Origin of the sequence: Fibrobacter sp. UWB12, from assembly GCF_900142485.1 — a bacterium.
Lineage (GTDB): Bacteria > Fibrobacterota > Fibrobacteria > Fibrobacterales > Fibrobacteraceae > Fibrobacter.
This window is the reverse complement of the sequence record NZ_FRAZ01000005.1, coordinates 165,777-181,299: the sequence shown is the minus strand read 5'-3', so window position 1 is coordinate 181,299 and position 15,523 is coordinate 165,777. Positions and strand designations below refer to the sequence as shown.

Genomic DNA, 15,523 nt, shown 5'->3' with positions numbered 1-15,523 from the left:
GGAGTGTGCAATGAATAACACTATCGAACAAAAAACAAGCTATATTAAACCTCAGATGACCGTGCTAGAATTTAAGCAAGAAGCACCCCTGCTGGATGGTTCCTGTATTATAGACTGCAATTCCTGTAACGATGATGATATTGAAGCCGTACTTGAAGATTAAAAAAAATTATGCACCTCCAAGTTTGAAGATTGTCGAATTAGAGCGACAGTCAAACTTACTGCAAGATAGCAACTATGACCCAACTCCACCTATTCATCATGGAATAGGAATGGTTCCATTCGAAAAAGCTCATCACGGATAATTCCCGCTAGCAATTAACAAAAAACAGGACGAACAAAATGTTCGTCCTGTTTTTTAATACGCTATAGTAATTACTATTTCACAACTTTATAGGTCTTGTCGCCAACCATGACGAGGAAGTTACCTCTGCCACCAAGGCGGATTTCCTGCATTGCAGAAGTCGTCTTAGAAGCCTTGAGCACGCGACCATTGACATCGGTAACAGCAAACTTGCTGCCTGCTGGAGCATTTTCGATAACAATCGCATTGTTAGTCGACCAAACTCTGACACCGTTATTCATCTTAACGGACTTAGCAATACCAACGTTGCCTTCCGGCTTTGCATTCACCTTGTAGAGTTTGCAAGATTCGAAAGAATAGAACGTCGTGTCCTTTTCAATCTTGACGCCATTGTGTTCGTTAGCAGTGACATCCTTTTCCGTAACTTCCGGCTTCGGCTTCCAAATCTTGAACGTGCCGCTCAAGTGGAGCATGGCAAGGTAGTGCACCAAGCCATCGTAGTAGCGATACTGACCGGTCATGAGGCTTGCATCCCAAGCCATCTTGAGATTCTTCTTGACGGCGTCATTATACTTTGAATCGTTCATCAAAGCCATTGCAGCCACGGCATTTGCGCCGGTTTCGCCAAGCGTGTACTGTTCCTGCGGGTTGGAGCCGTCCCAGTTGAAACGTGCGTGCTTGTAGTTGTCTCTTTCGAAGAAGTCGATGATGCGGCGGGCCATTTCTTCTTGGCGAGCAGAATCAGCACCGAAGAGGTAATAGTCCATACCGAAGTTCATTGCGCAGCGCATTGCGTCGTACATGTACTTTTCAGCATTGCCGTTATAGCTTACGCCGTGCGGAGTACCGTCGAAGTTGTTGTAATCCGAGAACAAGCCGGACTTCGTGTTGGAGGATTTGTACAAGTGATCGCGCGTTGCCTTTGCAGCCTTGCTCCACTTATCCTGATTGGAGGTGGACCAGCGAGCGAAAAGATCGACATAGGCCGGCAAGTCGTAAGACGGGTCGGAGAAGTTGTTCTCGTTGCCTTGCGGCTGGAACGTGATAACGTAATGTTGCGGGTTGAAAAGGCTATGCTGGCCGTTGTCCCACATTTTCTTCAAGATGTACTGGGCATCGTCCATGTACTTGCTGTCATTCCAGCGGTTCGCTGCAAAAAGTAGCGACATCATAAAGTACATTTCGCCGTCCGGAGCGCAGTTATCGTCACCACCGGAACCGCTTTCGTTGCGCTGCCAAGCGAAGTAGCCATCCCAGCCACCGCCCTTGTGCCACATGTGGTTCTTGGCCCAGTTCCAAAGTTTGTCGAATTCTTCCTTGTGGCCGGTCTGCACGGCAATCATCATACCGTAAGACATACCTTCGGAACGGACGTCTCTGTTGTTCACGTCGAGAATGTAAGCTTCGTTGCCCTTGTCGTAATAGACCTTGGAATTGTTGTCACCCTTAAAATAGTGGTTCCACAACTGATCCATTTTTTCCTGGATTTCTTCGTCGGTCTTGCCCAAAACGGTCTTGAACGGGCTTTCGTAGTTACCGGTGTAGTAAGCGCCGGAGTAGTTTTTTTCTTTATCGCAGTCCGGGCCGTAGTAAGCGCCATCAGCGTCAAAGAAATTGCCTGTGACATCAGCTGCAGAGACCACAGACGGGCCGAGCAGCAAAGCTAAAGAGAGAGAGAAGATAGTTTTTTTCATATTCATGTCCCAAAATTACCTTTTTTCGAAAATTTTTAACACTTTGAGGAAAAATACTAGTGTAAGCCATTACAACAAAGAGAAAAAATAATTGCAATTTATGTTTTTTGGGAAAAACATTTTTTGTACTTTGCCGGAGAAAACAAATTGCAAATCATTTACAACAAAGGAAATTTAACATGTTCAAAAAAATCATCCTCGCAAGCGTTCTCGCCGCTAGCGCCTCCTTTGCCGATTGGAACTTTTTTCAAGTTCTCGAGAACCATAAAGGCCAAGCCGGAATCGGAACAACCTTCACAAAAAAAGTAGATGACAATTTGGATTATAGCCGTTTAACAATGGGAGCTTCCGTTCGCTACACTGTAATTCCAGACTTGGAACTTGCTCTTAGTGTTCCATATTGGATTTTTGTACACTTTGATGGCGAAGATGCAAATATTAATGGTTTTGCACAGCCCTCCTTTTCAGTTCGTTACCATATTATCCCCACAATGAACGTTTACGCAGCGGTTTCAATTCCTGTCGGGGACGAATCTTTGGTCGAAAAAAACGCATGGTTATTTAATGTTGGGGTAGAATACTATACGCCAATAAACCAACTGCTTAACTTTGGTTCCCATATCGGCTTTTCCGCATCCACAAAAGGAGAACATAGAGTAGCTCCATTGAGTGTAGATGCATCTGCAGAATTGAATTTCATGGTTACACCGCAATTCAATCCATACATCGGTATAGGCACAGCCGTTCCCCTTGGAGCATTTACAGATAACGGCTATGAATCTTCTTACCCTGGCAAAACAATTGATGTATGTCCATACATCGGTGCAAGTTACACAATCAACGATATAGTGTCTTTTAATGCCCAAATAGGATTGTCAACCGCAATCTATACCCAAACCAATATAAGTTGGGACAGAACAGATATGCAATTGTCAACTAGTTTCAGTGCCAGATTCAATTTTTAAATTCAACACAAACAATTTTCTCTAAGACCTGCCACAAAGCAGGCCTTTTTTGTTAATCCAAATTCGCAATATTCAACTTTTTTTATAAAAAACAAACCAAAAAATTGCTTTTTTGTGCAGTTATTATTATATTTAGTGAACAGAAAAGCAAGTAAACAAGTGTATCGTAAAATAATGCACGGCACCTCTGTTTTCGCAATCGTGAAAAGGCAAAAAATGGACATACGCGAAAAACTGAACATTCTAGGCGATGCCGCCAAATACGATGTTTCGTGTTCATCGAGCGGTTCCAAGCGCAACTCGCCCAAAGGCGGAATGGGCTGCGGGCACAGTTCGGGCATTTGCCACACATGGAGCGCTGACGGGCGCTGCATTTCGCTATTGAAAGTGCTTTTCAGCAATGCATGCAAATACGATTGCGCCTATTGCGTCAACCGGCGGAGTAACGATATCCCGCGAGCGACATTTACCCCGAAAGAACTCATCAACCTCACGCTAGAATTTTACCGCCGCAATTACATCGAAGGGCTTTTCTTGAGTTCAGCAGTCATCGGCACGCCCGACTACACGATGGAACTTTTGATCAAGGTCGCAAAAGAACTGCGTCTTGTGCACCATTTTGGCGGTTACATTCACTTGAAAGCGATTCCCGGCGCAAGTTCACGATTGCTGTTCGAAGCAGGGCTTTATGCCGACCGCAGCAGCGTGAATATCGAAATTCCTTCCGACAAGCAATTGCAATACCTCGCGCCCGAAAAGAATTTTGCATCCATTTACCGTCCCATGAACTTTCTGGCAGAACGCAAACTGGAATACAAAGCCGATAAATCCAAATATTCTCCAAAGTTTTTACCGGCAGGGCAGAGCACGCAAATGATTGTCGGGGCATCGGGGGAGACAGACTTCCAGATTCTCACACTTTCGGCTGGTTTTTACAAGCAACAACAAATGAAGCGCGTTTATTTCTCGGGCTATGTTCCCATCAACGCCGACAAACGCTTGCCAGTCATCACGACAAAGCCACCGCTTTTACGCGAACACAGACTGTATCAAGCCGATTGGCTCATGCGTTTTTACAAGTTCGAATACAACGAAATCTTGGATGAAAAGAACCCATTTCTGGACCCGGATTTGGATCCGAAAGTTATGTGGGCATTGCGACATCCAGAATGTTTTCCTGTCGATTTGCAAACCGCCGATTACGAAATGATTTTGCGAGTTCCAGGAATCGGGGTAAGATCGGCGCAGCTCATTGTAAGCGGTAGGCGCTACAATAAAATCAGGCTTGAACATTTAAAGAAAATGGGAGTGGTTCTCAAGCGCGCAAAGTATTTCATTTACAACAACGAAGTTCCTCGTGAGCTCCATAAACTTTACCCGGAAATGATTCGCCCGTTGCTTATTGCAGGCAAGCCCAAATCCGATCAATTGGATTTGTTCGACACCATGCCCGCAGCGTTACCATCGCCGGCAACCTATCAGCCAACCGCGACGCCACTACCGAAAGCCGCACAATCACCCCAGACATTGCCAATCGCAAACAACTAACCCTAATATCGTCATCCTGAACGCGAATGCGCAAAGGATCCCGTTAAGTCTCGCATCAAAATTATGTCCATCGCCATTCATTACGATTCTACATTCGACGGTTTCTTGAGCGCGATCTTCGAGATTTACCGCCAACATCTCGATGTCACAAGCTTTGTGGCCGAACGAACTTACGAAGCCGAACACGAAGTTTCGTCCGACCTTTTTGCACAGCCGTTTCACATCGAAACATCCGAAGAATCCGCCAGAAGGCTCAAGCGCGCCATTACAAACGCGGCTAGCAAGGACGTACTGAACTTGCTCGAAACATGTTTCCGTTCCGAAGATGCGGGAATCGAAATGAACATCCTAGCGTACTTGCGCAAGCTTTTTGCTGGCCTCGACCCGAATTACGGTCGCAATCCTTCGAGCCTTGAAATGATTCCGCTCATTACGATTGCGCGCTCCGTCCGTCGAGAAATGGACAACATGTACGGGATGGTGCGTTTCAACAAGGCTCCCGATGGAATGTACATTGCCGAAATCGAACCCAAGTACGATATTCTCGAAATGATTATCGGGCATTTCCGATGCCGCTATCCCAACGGCACTTGGGCAATTATCGATGTCAAACGCGGGTTTGGCGTGTACTACGAGAACTACAAAACACATTTTGTAACAGTACCCGACCCAAGTTACATTTCCGCGCATGCGCCTCCAGACGAATTCACTCGCATGTGGAAATCGTATTACGATACAATGGCGATAAAGGAACGGCTCAACCCGCGCCTTCTTCGGCGTTGCTTGCCAGTCCGCTATTGGAAGCACCTTCCGGAGCGTTCTCTACCGAACCAAACCCTTGAAAATAGGGGAGAATCGAGGTTGCAACTCCCGTCCACAATCGCAAAATCCAATGCCGTCGCATCATTGATGCTTAAACAATCCAATTAGGCCTGTAATGGCATAAAAATTGCTTATACCTTACAGAATCAAGCGCTGAATTTTTTATATATGCGAAAAAAAATTTGGCTCTAAAAAAACATTTAGTTGTATATTTATATTGGATTGATGAATTTATGGAGAAAATAAAAGATATGAACGGCTCTTCTGTTAAACCGGGCTTTTTCGTTCAAGATTCTTTTCTGTATAGCAAGGACAACGAAAAGGTTGTCCTCCGTGGTGTAAACCACATGTTTATTTGGACTGATCGCGAAGGCAAGACAATCCCCGAGATTGCCAAGACCGGCGCAAACTGTGTGAGAATTGTTTGGAATACCCGCGGCCGTATCAGCGACCTTGATAACATAATTTCGCTTTGCATTGCAAACGGAATGATTCCGATTCCAGAAATCCATGACACGACCGGTAATTGGGACCGTTTGAGCGATGCTCTTGAATTTTGGCTCCGCGAAGAAACACTCCAGATGATTTACAATCATCAGGAATACTTGATTTTGAACATCGGTAACGAACCGGGCGACAAGCCGCAAAGCGCCGATGAATTTTTCAATGCCTACAACATCATCGTGACCAAGCTCCGTGCATCCGGTGTACGCGTACCTATCATGATCGATGCCGACGAATGGGGCCAGAACGAGAAAAACCTTTTGAACGTCGGTCCTAAACTTTTGCAGGCAGACCCAGAACACAACTTGATTTTTTCGATTCACATGTGGTGGCCGACCGAACGCCATAATCCGGTTGCTTCGGGTTACGAAACGGTCAAGGACCGCATCAAGGGAACGCTCGAAGAATCCATCAAGCGCAAAATTCCGCTCATTGTCGGCGAATTTGCACCGGTTGCAGCCGGTGGCGTGCGAGAAATTCCGTACAAGTACATCATGTCGGAATGTGAACGATTGAATATCGGTTGGCTGGCATGGAGCTGGGGACCGGGTAACTTCGACAGTCCGGAAATGGACATGACCGTGCACGGCTCCTACAATACGCTTGTAGGCTGGGGCAAGGAAATTGCAGTTGATAGCTCTCTTGGCATCCAGAACACCAGTGTCATTCCGAATTTCATCCAGAACAAGGACTTTACGACCGGCTCTCAGGGAACCGGCACGAACATCATTGAAAATGGCGACTTTAGCGCCGAAGAACCTCTCAGCGGTTGGACCACCGACTTCTGGGGAGGCAAGGGCGAAGTCACCGTCAAGGATGGAGTTGTCCATTTCGACATCAAGAAAGGCGGCAAGGATTCCTGGAACCTCCAGTTCAAGCAGCATTTCGCGCTCCACAAGGGCGTCACGTACATCTTTAGCATGCGCGCCAAGGCCGACAAGCCCCGTACGCTCAACGTGAACATCAAGAAAGACTGCGAAACATACACACCGTATGCTAACGGCCGAATTCTTGACTTGAGCACTAGCTGGCAGAACTTCAGCTGGAAATTCACGATGAAGGAAGAAACCGACGTGGATGCAGTGCTTATCTTCGACATGGGTGGCGTGCCTATTTCTTGGAATCTCGCCGACGTGTCGCTTGTTCATGCCCGCAGCGTTGCCGATCGCCTCAACAGAACGTTCCAGCGCAACGTGCAAAAGAATTCCGGCTACTTCAACGCCCCGAATGGTCCGTGGGAATTACACCTCTACTCGACCAACGGCACTTTGCTCGATATTCTCGACAAGGGCAAGGGTGGGGAAGGCATGCGCCAGTATCCCAAGATTGAACGCAGCGGCATCATGGTCATCAAGGACCTGGGATAAAACGATTTCCCTGTTGTCATCCTGGAGCCGAAGGCGATAGGAACAATTATTTCTAGTAAAAAAAAGCCGCGCAATCCTTCTGGACTGCGCGGCTTTTTTTGCATTTATCAACCGTTAAAATACTTCATCATCTTCAGGAATAGCGCCTGTTTCTTGAATCTTGTCGCATACGGCAATCAACGTTGGCGCAATCAGGTTCAAGATATTTTGCCCAACAAACATAGATTCTGTTTCCGTAATTACATTTCCATTGCAAGTTACTACGGCTTCGCCATCTTCTTCTTCTGCGGCTTCGGCCTTTGCTTCGGCACATTCTTTGTCAATCGTGCTCTGAGGAACATTTGGCGCAAAAACAGCAACAGCATTTAAAGAGAAAAGTCCATTAGTATTCGTTGCTGTCATTGTCATCGTTACAGAATCCGGATCGACAATAACCATCTGGAAGGTCGATTCATTATCTTCTACGACCTCACACGTAGCCTTGCCGTTTTCTGTTTTCGGAGGAATGTACAGCGAGGAACTTGAACTTCCCGAGATAAGGATTTGCGCAGAGCTGGAACTTTCAGGGAACATCATCTTCCAAAGATCACACATTTCCTGAGATTCCTTAACGACTTCTTCAAAAGTTTCCCCATTAGTCGGTTTCGTTTGCTTGGCCGTTACAGAGCGCTTCGCACAAACCACAGTCGCACCTTCAGCAAGAGCTTCTTCCTTCGCTTCTTCGCAATACTGTTTTACTTTAGCATCCGAAATACTACCATCGTAAAAAACAGTCGATTCCATTTCGACCTTATTACCAGGAAGTAGAGTCATCGAAGTTCTAGTATAGCCTTCACCCGCATAGGTCATGTTAAGTACAATCGATTGATCTGCAGCATTCGATGTCACATAACATTCATTATTTGAAAATACAACATTCTCGTCCATAAAATTCGGATCGTTCACATGGACTGTTGAGCTGCTAGAATAAAAATCAGAACTACTATACAGCCCTCCTTGATACCCCTGAATCGAAGAAGACGAATTCGTGAGATACTCCGGAGCCGGGGCAACAGGATCTTCTGTCGAGCAAGCCGCAAACACCAATGCAGCAACAGCAGATGTTGACAATAACTTTTTAACCATAAAATCTCCTTTTTTTTAAAATCAACCCTTTGCGATTTTCAGACCATCGCTGAACGCCTTGCCAACCTTTTCGCCAACAATGCGATAGGCATGCGCCGCGGAGTCATAAGAAATCGGTTCGACCTTCCCAAGATCCACCTTGCCGTCTGCGCCAAGCACACTCTCATCGGCACTGGTGTTCACAACTCTACCCACGATATAGGTACTGCCGTCAAAATCTGGGCTACATTCCTTGAGCTCACATTCAAGCGTCAGCGGAAATTCCTCAAACATCGGAGCATCGACATGAGCGCTCTTGATTACGTGCACACCGGCCTTTTCGACCTTGTTCGGCATTTTCTTGCCGCTCACCACACCGAAAAAGTCAGAAATCGTTGCTGTTTCGCGTGTGCCAAAACTTACCGTAAAAGCTTTACGGGCCTTGATATTTTCGGTCGTTTTGTGGTCAGTACCCAAACAAATTGAAATTTCGTCTTCTTCACGCTGGCCGCCCCAAGCCGCATTCATGGCATTCGGCGTGCCATCTTCGTTGTAAGTCGCGATGATAAGTACGGGTAGGGGAGTAATGATAGCTTTTTTGCCAAAATCTTTACGCATAGGACCTCTTAATGAATCATCTGCCTGCAAGAATTTTCTGCGCTCTTCAAAGCATCTTCAAAACTGATATCGGCCGGTTGAACTTCTTTAATGATTATAGAATGGTCACTGCAAATAATCTGGGCATTTTTTTCTTCCGCTTCTTTCTTGTTATCGTCACAATCTTGTTGCACGTATGCCGCAGGCACTTGAGGAGCATAAGAGAGGTCGTATTCGATATTCGCTAAATTACCAGCAATTGTCGTTGTTGTAGTCATTGTAACGTTTTCAGTCACAACTTCCATAATAAACGTATCATCCGAAATTGCATTGGCAGAACAACTAAGCACTTGCGGCCCCGAACCCGAAGTCGAGGCGGAATTATCAGAGCCACAAGCCGAAAAAACAAGAGCAGCCGTAGCAGAAATTAAAAAAGCTTTTTTGAGCATAATACTCCTTCTAAAGGTAATCTTTAATAAAATATAAAACTTGACAAGAAATAAGTTCTATCACCAAAACTAATATTGCAATAATTTACAACAGAAATAAACTCTGAATACCATATAAAAGACAATTTTTGTACATTGTCCTTAACAAATTTATGAAAATTCTTAAAATTTTACCTATAATCGTTATTGCGCTACTAGCGGCGAGCCGGTCGTTCTCGTATGCTGAAACCGAGCCTGACAATGACAATCTAAATTTAGATTCAGCATTTCAAGCTTTTGCTAAAGAATACCAATCGCACAATTGCGAAAATAGGCCAAAAGATTTGAAACTTAAGGCCGCAAAAGATTCTTTAGAACAAGCCATATTCCCAGTGTTATTAACAGATAAAAATATATCAGGATGTGGATTCGATCATGACGTTTCATCCTGTAAGGTTCTTCTTAAAGATGATAAAATCCAGCTAAAAGTGTTATCTGAAGAAAAAAAAGTAAAAACAACAGTAAATATTGCTAACGGAATTGCAACGGTCCAAGAAAAATTTACAAGCCACCACAACGATGCTGATTTGGCGGAGTTTTGCCAACTGCATCAAAATGATAAAAAAGTAAAAGATGTCAAATGCGTCAATAAAACCATCATTTACACCTTAAAAGATAACTTTAACGATATCGATTTAAAGAATCTCGAGGATGAATTATATTGTCAATGTGTTCAGTGGCTGCTAACATTCAACCACAGTTATTGCGGACAGCGATCTGATGAAAACTAAAAATGAGATTCCTTAAAATTTTACCCATAATCGCCATTGCGTTCCTTGCGGCGTGCAAATCAACGGATTTGGTTGCAAAAAATTTGATAGACATTTGCTTTGCTGATTATCAAAAAGCTATTGGTGATAGTAGTTGTTTCGACCCCGAAATTTCATCTTGCTCTATCGAATTTCAAGAAAAAAAATTTCAACTAAGCAAAAGAATCGCTTACGAACATCATCATGGGATGCACTTAATTTTACTTACAATTACCAATGAAAAAACCGCCGTAAGCGAAGAATTCATATACTTTGGAAACGACAAATTCACAAAAATATGCTCCAATTACAAAAACGATTCAACAAAGAAAAATGTTAAATGTACAGGCAATGTTATAACATACACAATAGGTGAACTGATCAGCGATGAAGATTTGAAAGATATTGCAAATCAATTATATGCTCATTGTCAAAAAAAAGCATTTTCCACTCAAAAACAGTGTAGTTATATCCAAAACAGTCAAAGCAAAAATGAAGATGATTATTTACCTGATTTAAATTTAGAAGTTTTCAGATTTTATGAAGAATTTAATTGAAGAACATATGAAACACCTTAAAATTTTACCCATAATCGCCATTGCGTTCCTTGCGGCGTGCAAATCAACCGTGCCGCAGTCCGAAAGCCTGCTCGAAGAACACGTCTCGCCGGCGGGGGAGATCAGTTCAAGTTCTGCAGAGTTGTTAGACTCTTCCATTATTTTTGAACGCATAAAAAATTACGTTTTCGACTCAGTTTTGTTTGATATGAAAGAGAACTATTATGTTAAAACAGATTGTGGTTGTGGCTGTAGTTGGCCAGACGTTTTCTCATGCGATGTCCAATATGACAAAGAGAAAGTTCATTTAAACATGTTAAGTCTAAATAAAAAATATCAATTTATCTTGAACATTGAAAATGGTATAGCGACTGTTAAAAAAATTTTCACCGATTATGACGACGAAAAAATTAACGATTTATGCGCCAAACACAAAAGCGATCCGAAAAAACAGAATGTTGCATGCAATAATAATTCCATAGCATTTTCGTTCAATGATGACTTTAGCGGATATGATTTACGCAACCTTGGCGGAATGTATTTTCAAACCGATTGCAATTTTGCAATGGCGTTTTTAAGAGGTATATGTAATTCGAATTATATGAATGAACAAAACCGCCCCAATATCATTGATGAACTTGAATAATTAATGAAATTTTTGCATTTATTCTTATATTTTTGAGAAAAAAAAAGGAGTTAAATTATTTTTTTATGGGAAATTGCCGTAGTTTTTTGAATTTCATCAATTTGTTTCACTTTATGGTCTTTGGCTTCTACATTTAGAAATACCGAAAAAACACTAAAACACCTTGATGAAAATGTACAACTTATGATAAATATCTATTTAACAAAAGAAAAATCTCAAAAGTGACTTTAGTTTACATAATCCGCATTATCGGAAACCTTCAAACGAGAGGAGAGGCGGGCTAGTTTCACATTTAAACGGTTTTTATGGTTTGTCCGTTGGCACAAAATTTGCTAACTTTGGCACGAAAATTAGTCGAAAATGTAAAACACCCGCCCCACGGGCAATTTTAAAGGAATTTTATTATCATGGCTGAAGAAAAGAATCCGGAACAGAACGCAGAACCGACCGCAGAAGAACGTGCACAATTTGAACAAGACGTGCTCAAGGCAGCTCAAGAAGCAATGAATCTGGAAGCCGATGGTTCGGCAAGCTCACCAACCGGTAATAATGAGGCTGCTGAAGAAACTCCGAAGGCCGATGCCGAAGCAACTGCCGATGCAAAGGCTGATGAAGCCGCCAAGGCTGAAGAACAGCCCGCAGCACCTTCCGCCGAAGAAATTTTGAAACAGCAGCTCGCCGATGCCAACGACCGCAACTTGCGTTTAATGGCCGAATTCGACAACTTCCGCCGCCGTAACGCCAAGGAACAGCTCGAACTCATCGAAACAGCCAATGGCAAGCTCCTCGAAAAGCTCTCCGAAGTCCAGGATAATTTTGAACGCGCTTTCGCCAGCGAAAACAAGGCAAAAGATCTCGAAGCCTTCGAAAAAGGCATGCAGATGATTTACAACCAGTTCGCCAAGGTTCTCACGGACGCAGGACTTGAACAGATTGACCCGACAGGCAAGGAATTTGACCCGAACCTCCACGAAGCTCTGATGCAGCAGCCCTCCGAAACGATTCCGGAAGGTCATGTTGTCACCGTTTTCCAGAAGGGTTACAAGCTCAAGAACAAAATCTTGAAGACAGCAAAAGTCATCGTCTCCTCCGGAAAGTAACACCAATTCGACAGGCTCAGGACAGGCTCCGTGTCATCCTGAGCGAAGCGTAGCGTAGTCGAAGGATCTATGCACTCACACTTTTTTGCCCGCCACTCCCCCGTGAGCGGGCTTTTCTATTATGCAGGAACAAAAGTTTTGATTTTCTCAAGTTCCTCTGCCAATTCAATTTTTAGATTGCGAATATCAATATCGTCTTGTAGCGAGATGAAATAATCATCAGATACTCCAAAGAACTTGGCTAATCTTAAAGACGTATCGACAGTAATCCTTCTACGGTCATGAAGAATATCTTGAATCCTAGAAATGGGAACATTTATAGCCTGAGCGACCTTGTAAGCGGACAACCTCATAGGAATCAAAAATTCTTCGTTCAATATTTCTCCGATAGTCGGTGTTTCAATATGCTTGTTCATAACTAACTCCTAGTGGTAGTCTACAATTTCAACATTGTAAAAGTGACCATCATACATTCTAAAACATATACGCCATTGGTCATTTATGCGAATAGAGTATTGCCCAATTCTATCTCCATGTAACTGTTCCAAACGATTGTTTGGCGGAATACGTAAATCATCAAGACATTTGGCATTATCTATCATCATTAATTTTCTTAAAGCAACCTTTTGAATCGTGTTTGGCAATCGCCTTGAAAATTCCTGGTTATAGATGAGCTCTGAGTCTTTATCTGCAAAGCTTTTTATCATAGTCTAATATACCTTTTTCATGTGTATACGTCAAGTAGGTGTATTTATTTTGGAATAGAATGTCTAAACATAGTTTGCACCCTACTTATATACACGCTTTTTTAAGGCTTTTGTCTCAATTTTTATTGGGTAAATGTTTTTTACAATCCTTCCCTTTTGATAAAATGACAATAGAGATTTGCGTGAGCGCTTATCCGCAAACATTTTCAGATATATCTTTGTTATTGGGTGTAGGAATTAACAAGGAATGGAGATCAAGATGTTTGGTAAAAACCTAATCATTTCTTCCGTATTGGCCTTGGCTTGTACGGGTTTCGCTCAGAAAATTGTAATCACGACGAACTATACGGCGGACCCGGCGCCCTATGTCCATGGGGATACGGTTTACCTGTACACGACCCACGACGAGGACAATGCCGACGGGTTCATGATGTACGACTGGTTGCTGCACACTTCTACGGACATGGTCAACTGGACCAGTCACGGTGCCGTAGCGAGCCTGGGCGACATCAAGTGGTCCTCTAAAACCAACGGGGCCTGGGCAGAACAGGTCATAGAGCGCGACGGCAAGTGGTTCATGTACGTCCCCATTCACGGCAATGGCATTTCCGTCTTGGTGGCGGACAACCCTTACGGCCCCTTCAAGGAACCTTTGAACAAGGCCCTGGTCTGGCAGCGCGAGCACTGGAACGATATCGACCCTACCGTCTGGATTGACGACGACGGCCAGGCTTACATGTACTGGGGCAACCCCGAATTGTACATGATCAAGTTGAACAAGGACATGATTAGTACTCAGGGATCCATCGTCACCTACCCCAAAATCAAGGATTACCAGGAAGGCCCCTGGGTTTACAAGCATGGCAACAATTACTACATGACTTTCGCATCGACCTGCTGTGCGGAAGGTATCGGGTATGCCATGAGTGACAAGATTACTGGCCCCTGGACCTACAAGGGCGACATTATGCCGCATTCTTCGCGCAGTAACGGAAACCACCCGGGTATCATCGATTTCAAGGGAAAATCCTACGTTTTCGGCCTGAATTACGAACTTTGGCGTTACAAGTCCGAGAAGATGGGCCAGAAATTCCAACACAAGGAGCGTCGTTCTGTCGGCCTTTCCGAAATGAAGTACAACGCCGACGGCACTATTCAAAAAATTGATTATTGGCCGGACAATGGCGTGGCCCAGCTGGAAGATTTCGACCCGTACAAGCGCGTGGAAGCGGAAACCATGTCGTGGGGCGAAGACGTGAGGGTCCGTAAGAGCGGCGCTGCCGGCAATACGGTCATCACCAACCTTTCCGAAGGAAAATACACCAAGATTAGCGGCGTGGAATTCGGCGACGCGGGCGCGGAAAGCTTCTCGGCATCCGTTCTGAGTGTCAAGAAGGCTTCGAGCATCACCGTCCGTCTGGACAAGGTGAACGGCGAAATCATCGGCAAGGCGGAATTTTCCGCAGACGGCCTCGTAACAGTTCCGCTGACCGGTGCGGTCGGCAAGCACGACGTGTTCTTCGTGTTCGCGGGCGATTTCGAGGCGGACTACTGGGAATTCGAGGATAGCAAGACCGCTATTCCGCAAAGCCCGTTCTGCAAGGAAAAAATCAAAGATGCAGAAGCCAAGTGTGATGTACCAGCCGTAGGTGCAAGCGTTGAAGGCCCCGCAAACTTCATCGACTTCGAAAACTATGACGTGGGCGGTGCCGGCAAGGCCTACTATGACATGGACACCGAAAACCAAGGCAAGGAATATCGCGAAGACCGCGTGGATATCGTGAAGAACGGCGACGGATTTGCCGTGGGCTACACGCAGAAGGGTGAATGGCTGGAATACACCGTGAACGTCGAAACTAGCGGAACCCTCCCCTTCGAACTTTCTTACGCAACAGGCATGGAAAGCGCAAGCGTACGATTCTTCATGGACAATGAACCCATCACCGATACACTCTCGCTTTCTGGAACCGATGACTTCGATACATACGCTACGTACAAAGGCAAAACAACCAAGGAACTCGCCAAAGGCGAACACGTGCTCAAAGTCCTAATAACAAGCGATTACGTGAACCTCGACTGGATTGCCTTCGGTAAAATTGATGGCGATATTATGGACAAGCGCAATGGCACCACGGGCATAAAGCCGAAAATCGCCGCCGGATCCGCGGGCGCATTCGCGAGAGTTGCGGGCTCCTACAGGGTGTTTGACCTGATGGGCAACATGCTTGGTAAAGTCCGCTTAAATGCCGGAGCATCGCTGACAGATATCAAAGCCGGACTCAAGACGGCCGGCTTTGGGTGCGGAGTCTACGTCGTCCGGAATCCTGCTGGAAAGACCCTGAAATTGCAAGTCGGGGAATAAGCCCAACCT

Annotated in this window: 16 protein-coding genes; 10 read left to right on the top strand and 6 right to left on the bottom strand. The window is 44.7% G+C overall.

The features are described 5' to 3' along the window. Positions 1 to 10: 10 nt before the first annotated feature. A complete protein-coding gene (locus BUA34_RS15905) occupies positions 11 to 163 on the top strand; it encodes a hypothetical protein (protein ID WP_175545441.1) in 153 nt (50 codons plus the stop codon). A gap of 215 nt (positions 164 to 378) precedes the next feature. On the opposite strand, the gene BUA34_RS09145 is transcribed toward BUA34_RS15905, so the two are convergent. Next, on the bottom strand, positions 379 to 1,998 hold the full coding sequence (locus tag BUA34_RS09145) for a glycosyl hydrolase family 8 (protein ID WP_072828593.1): 1,620 nt from the start codon (positions 1,996 to 1,998) through the stop codon (positions 379 to 381). A 179-nt stretch (positions 1,999 to 2,177) separates the two neighbouring features. Here BUA34_RS09145 and BUA34_RS09140 point away from each other — a divergent pair, with 179 nt between their 5' ends. The 4 genes from BUA34_RS09140 (at position 2,178) to BUA34_RS09125 (ending at position 7,204) form a co-directional block, all read left to right on the top strand. Then, on the top strand, positions 2,178 to 2,963 hold the full coding sequence (locus BUA34_RS09140) for a hypothetical protein (protein WP_072828591.1): 786 nt from the start codon (positions 2,178 to 2,180) through the stop codon (positions 2,961 to 2,963). Positions 2,964 to 3,179: 216 nt separating this feature from the next. Then, positions 3,180 to 4,511 carry a putative DNA modification/repair radical SAM protein gene (locus BUA34_RS09135; RefSeq protein ID WP_072829047.1) on the top strand — a complete coding sequence of 444 codons (1,332 nt, stop codon included), beginning with the start codon at positions 3,180 to 3,182 and terminating at the stop codon, positions 4,509 to 4,511. A 63-nt stretch (positions 4,512 to 4,574) separates the two neighbouring features. Further along, a complete protein-coding gene (locus tag BUA34_RS09130; RefSeq protein ID WP_072828589.1) occupies positions 4,575 to 5,441 on the top strand; it encodes a TIGR03915 family putative DNA repair protein in 867 nt (288 codons plus the stop codon). Positions 5,442 to 5,566: 125 nt separating this feature from the next. Further along, entirely contained in the window at positions 5,567 to 7,204 is a 1,638-nt protein-coding gene (locus BUA34_RS09125; protein ID WP_072828587.1) for a cellulase family glycosylhydrolase, read from the top strand. Positions 7,205 to 7,318: 114 nt separating this feature from the next. Here the strand turns inward: BUA34_RS09125 and BUA34_RS09120 are convergent, their stop codons facing one another. The 3 genes from BUA34_RS09120 to BUA34_RS09110 are packed head-to-tail and all read right to left on the bottom strand — an operon-like array spanning position 7,319 to position 9,354. Beyond that, a complete protein-coding gene (locus BUA34_RS09120) occupies positions 7,319 to 8,329 on the bottom strand; it encodes a hypothetical protein (RefSeq protein WP_072828585.1) in 1,011 nt (336 codons plus the stop codon). A gap of 21 nt (positions 8,330 to 8,350) precedes the next feature. Next, positions 8,351 to 8,926 carry a flavin reductase family protein gene (locus BUA34_RS09115; RefSeq protein ID WP_072828583.1) on the bottom strand — a complete coding sequence of 192 codons (576 nt, stop codon included), beginning with the start codon at positions 8,924 to 8,926 and terminating at the stop codon, positions 8,351 to 8,353. An 8-nt stretch (positions 8,927 to 8,934) separates the two neighbouring features. After that, the gene (locus BUA34_RS09110) at positions 8,935 to 9,354 is read right to left on the bottom strand and encodes a hypothetical protein (RefSeq protein WP_072828581.1); all 420 of its coding nucleotides are present in this window, start codon (positions 9,352 to 9,354) and stop codon (positions 8,935 to 8,937) included. Positions 9,355 to 9,506: 152 nt separating this feature from the next. Between BUA34_RS09110 and BUA34_RS09105 the strand changes: the two genes are divergently transcribed. From BUA34_RS09105 to grpE, 4 genes are all read left to right on the top strand, one after another. Further along, positions 9,507 to 10,124: a hypothetical protein gene (locus BUA34_RS09105; RefSeq protein ID WP_072828579.1), complete on the top strand. Its 618-nt coding sequence runs from the start codon at positions 9,507 to 9,509 to the stop codon at positions 10,122 to 10,124. Between the two features lie 2 nt (positions 10,125 to 10,126). After that, positions 10,127 to 10,699 (top strand): hypothetical protein, encoded by a 573-nt coding sequence (locus BUA34_RS09100; RefSeq protein WP_072828577.1) that lies wholly within the window; start codon positions 10,127 to 10,129, stop codon positions 10,697 to 10,699. After that, complete coding sequence (locus tag BUA34_RS09095) at positions 10,683 to 11,345, top strand: hypothetical protein (RefSeq protein WP_072828575.1); 663 nt, start codon at positions 10,683 to 10,685, stop codon at positions 11,343 to 11,345. The genes BUA34_RS09100 and BUA34_RS09095 overlap by 17 nt, the downstream gene beginning before the upstream one ends. A 407-nt stretch (positions 11,346 to 11,752) precedes the next feature. Next, the gene (gene grpE, locus BUA34_RS09090) at positions 11,753 to 12,445 is read left to right on the top strand and encodes a nucleotide exchange factor GrpE (protein ID WP_072828573.1); all 693 of its coding nucleotides are present in this window, start codon (positions 11,753 to 11,755) and stop codon (positions 12,443 to 12,445) included. A gap of 119 nt (positions 12,446 to 12,564) precedes the next feature. On the opposite strand, the gene BUA34_RS09085 is transcribed toward grpE, so the two are convergent. Together BUA34_RS09085 and BUA34_RS09080 are read right to left on the bottom strand one after the other, a co-directional pair. Further along, a complete protein-coding gene (locus BUA34_RS09085) occupies positions 12,565 to 12,861 on the bottom strand; it encodes a HigA family addiction module antitoxin (protein WP_072828571.1) in 297 nt (98 codons plus the stop codon). 9 nt (positions 12,862 to 12,870) lie between these two features. Beyond that, positions 12,871 to 13,152 (bottom strand): type II toxin-antitoxin system RelE/ParE family toxin, encoded by a 282-nt coding sequence (locus BUA34_RS09080; protein WP_072828569.1) that lies wholly within the window; start codon positions 13,150 to 13,152, stop codon positions 12,871 to 12,873. A 259-nt stretch (positions 13,153 to 13,411) separates the two neighbouring features. On the opposite strand from BUA34_RS09080, the gene BUA34_RS09075 reads away from it, so the two are divergent. Beyond that, positions 13,412 to 15,514 carry a family 43 glycosylhydrolase gene (locus tag BUA34_RS09075; RefSeq protein ID WP_072828567.1) on the top strand — a complete coding sequence of 701 codons (2,103 nt, stop codon included), beginning with the start codon at positions 13,412 to 13,414 and terminating at the stop codon, positions 15,512 to 15,514. Positions 15,515 to 15,523: the final 9 nt, after the last annotated feature.

What these genes read in the sequence shown, in the direction of transcription:
- BUA34_RS09095 (WP_072828575.1), top strand. Translation starts at nt 10,683, where the DNA reads ATGAAGAATTTAATTGAAGAACATATGAAACACCTTAAAATTTTACCC.
- BUA34_RS09125 (WP_072828587.1), top strand. Translation starts at nt 5,567, where the DNA reads ATGGAGAAAATAAAAGATATGAACGGCTCTTCTGTTAAACCGGGCTTT.
- BUA34_RS09105 (WP_072828579.1), top strand. Translation starts at nt 9,507, where the DNA reads ATGAAAATTCTTAAAATTTTACCTATAATCGTTATTGCGCTACTAGCG.
- BUA34_RS09140 (WP_072828591.1), top strand. Translation starts at nt 2,178, where the DNA reads ATGTTCAAAAAAATCATCCTCGCAAGCGTTCTCGCCGCTAGCGCCTCC.
- BUA34_RS15905 (WP_175545441.1), top strand. Translation starts at nt 11, where the DNA reads ATGAATAACACTATCGAACAAAAAACAAGCTATATTAAACCTCAGATG.
- BUA34_RS09130 (WP_072828589.1), top strand. Translation starts at nt 4,575, where the DNA reads ATGTCCATCGCCATTCATTACGATTCTACATTCGACGGTTTCTTGAGC.
- BUA34_RS09075 (WP_072828567.1), top strand. Translation starts at nt 13,412, where the DNA reads ATGTTTGGTAAAAACCTAATCATTTCTTCCGTATTGGCCTTGGCTTGT.
- grpE (WP_072828573.1), top strand. Translation starts at nt 11,753, where the DNA reads ATGGCTGAAGAAAAGAATCCGGAACAGAACGCAGAACCGACCGCAGAA.
- BUA34_RS09120 (WP_072828585.1), bottom strand. Translation starts at nt 8,329, where the DNA reads ATGGTTAAAAAGTTATTGTCAACATCTGCTGTTGCTGCATTGGTGTTT.
- BUA34_RS09085 (WP_072828571.1), bottom strand. Translation starts at nt 12,861, where the DNA reads ATGAACAAGCATATTGAAACACCGACTATCGGAGAAATATTGAACGAA.
- BUA34_RS09135 (WP_072829047.1), top strand. Translation starts at nt 3,180, where the DNA reads ATGGACATACGCGAAAAACTGAACATTCTAGGCGATGCCGCCAAATAC.
- BUA34_RS09100 (WP_072828577.1), top strand. Translation starts at nt 10,127, where the DNA reads ATGAGATTCCTTAAAATTTTACCCATAATCGCCATTGCGTTCCTTGCG.
- BUA34_RS09145 (WP_072828593.1), bottom strand. Translation starts at nt 1,998, where the DNA reads ATGAAAAAAACTATCTTCTCTCTCTCTTTAGCTTTGCTGCTCGGCCCG.
- BUA34_RS09115 (WP_072828583.1), bottom strand. Translation starts at nt 8,926, where the DNA reads ATGCGTAAAGATTTTGGCAAAAAAGCTATCATTACTCCCCTACCCGTA.
- BUA34_RS09080 (WP_072828569.1), bottom strand. Translation starts at nt 13,152, where the DNA reads ATGATAAAAAGCTTTGCAGATAAAGACTCAGAGCTCATCTATAACCAG.
- BUA34_RS09110 (WP_072828581.1), bottom strand. Translation starts at nt 9,354, where the DNA reads ATGCTCAAAAAAGCTTTTTTAATTTCTGCTACGGCTGCTCTTGTTTTT.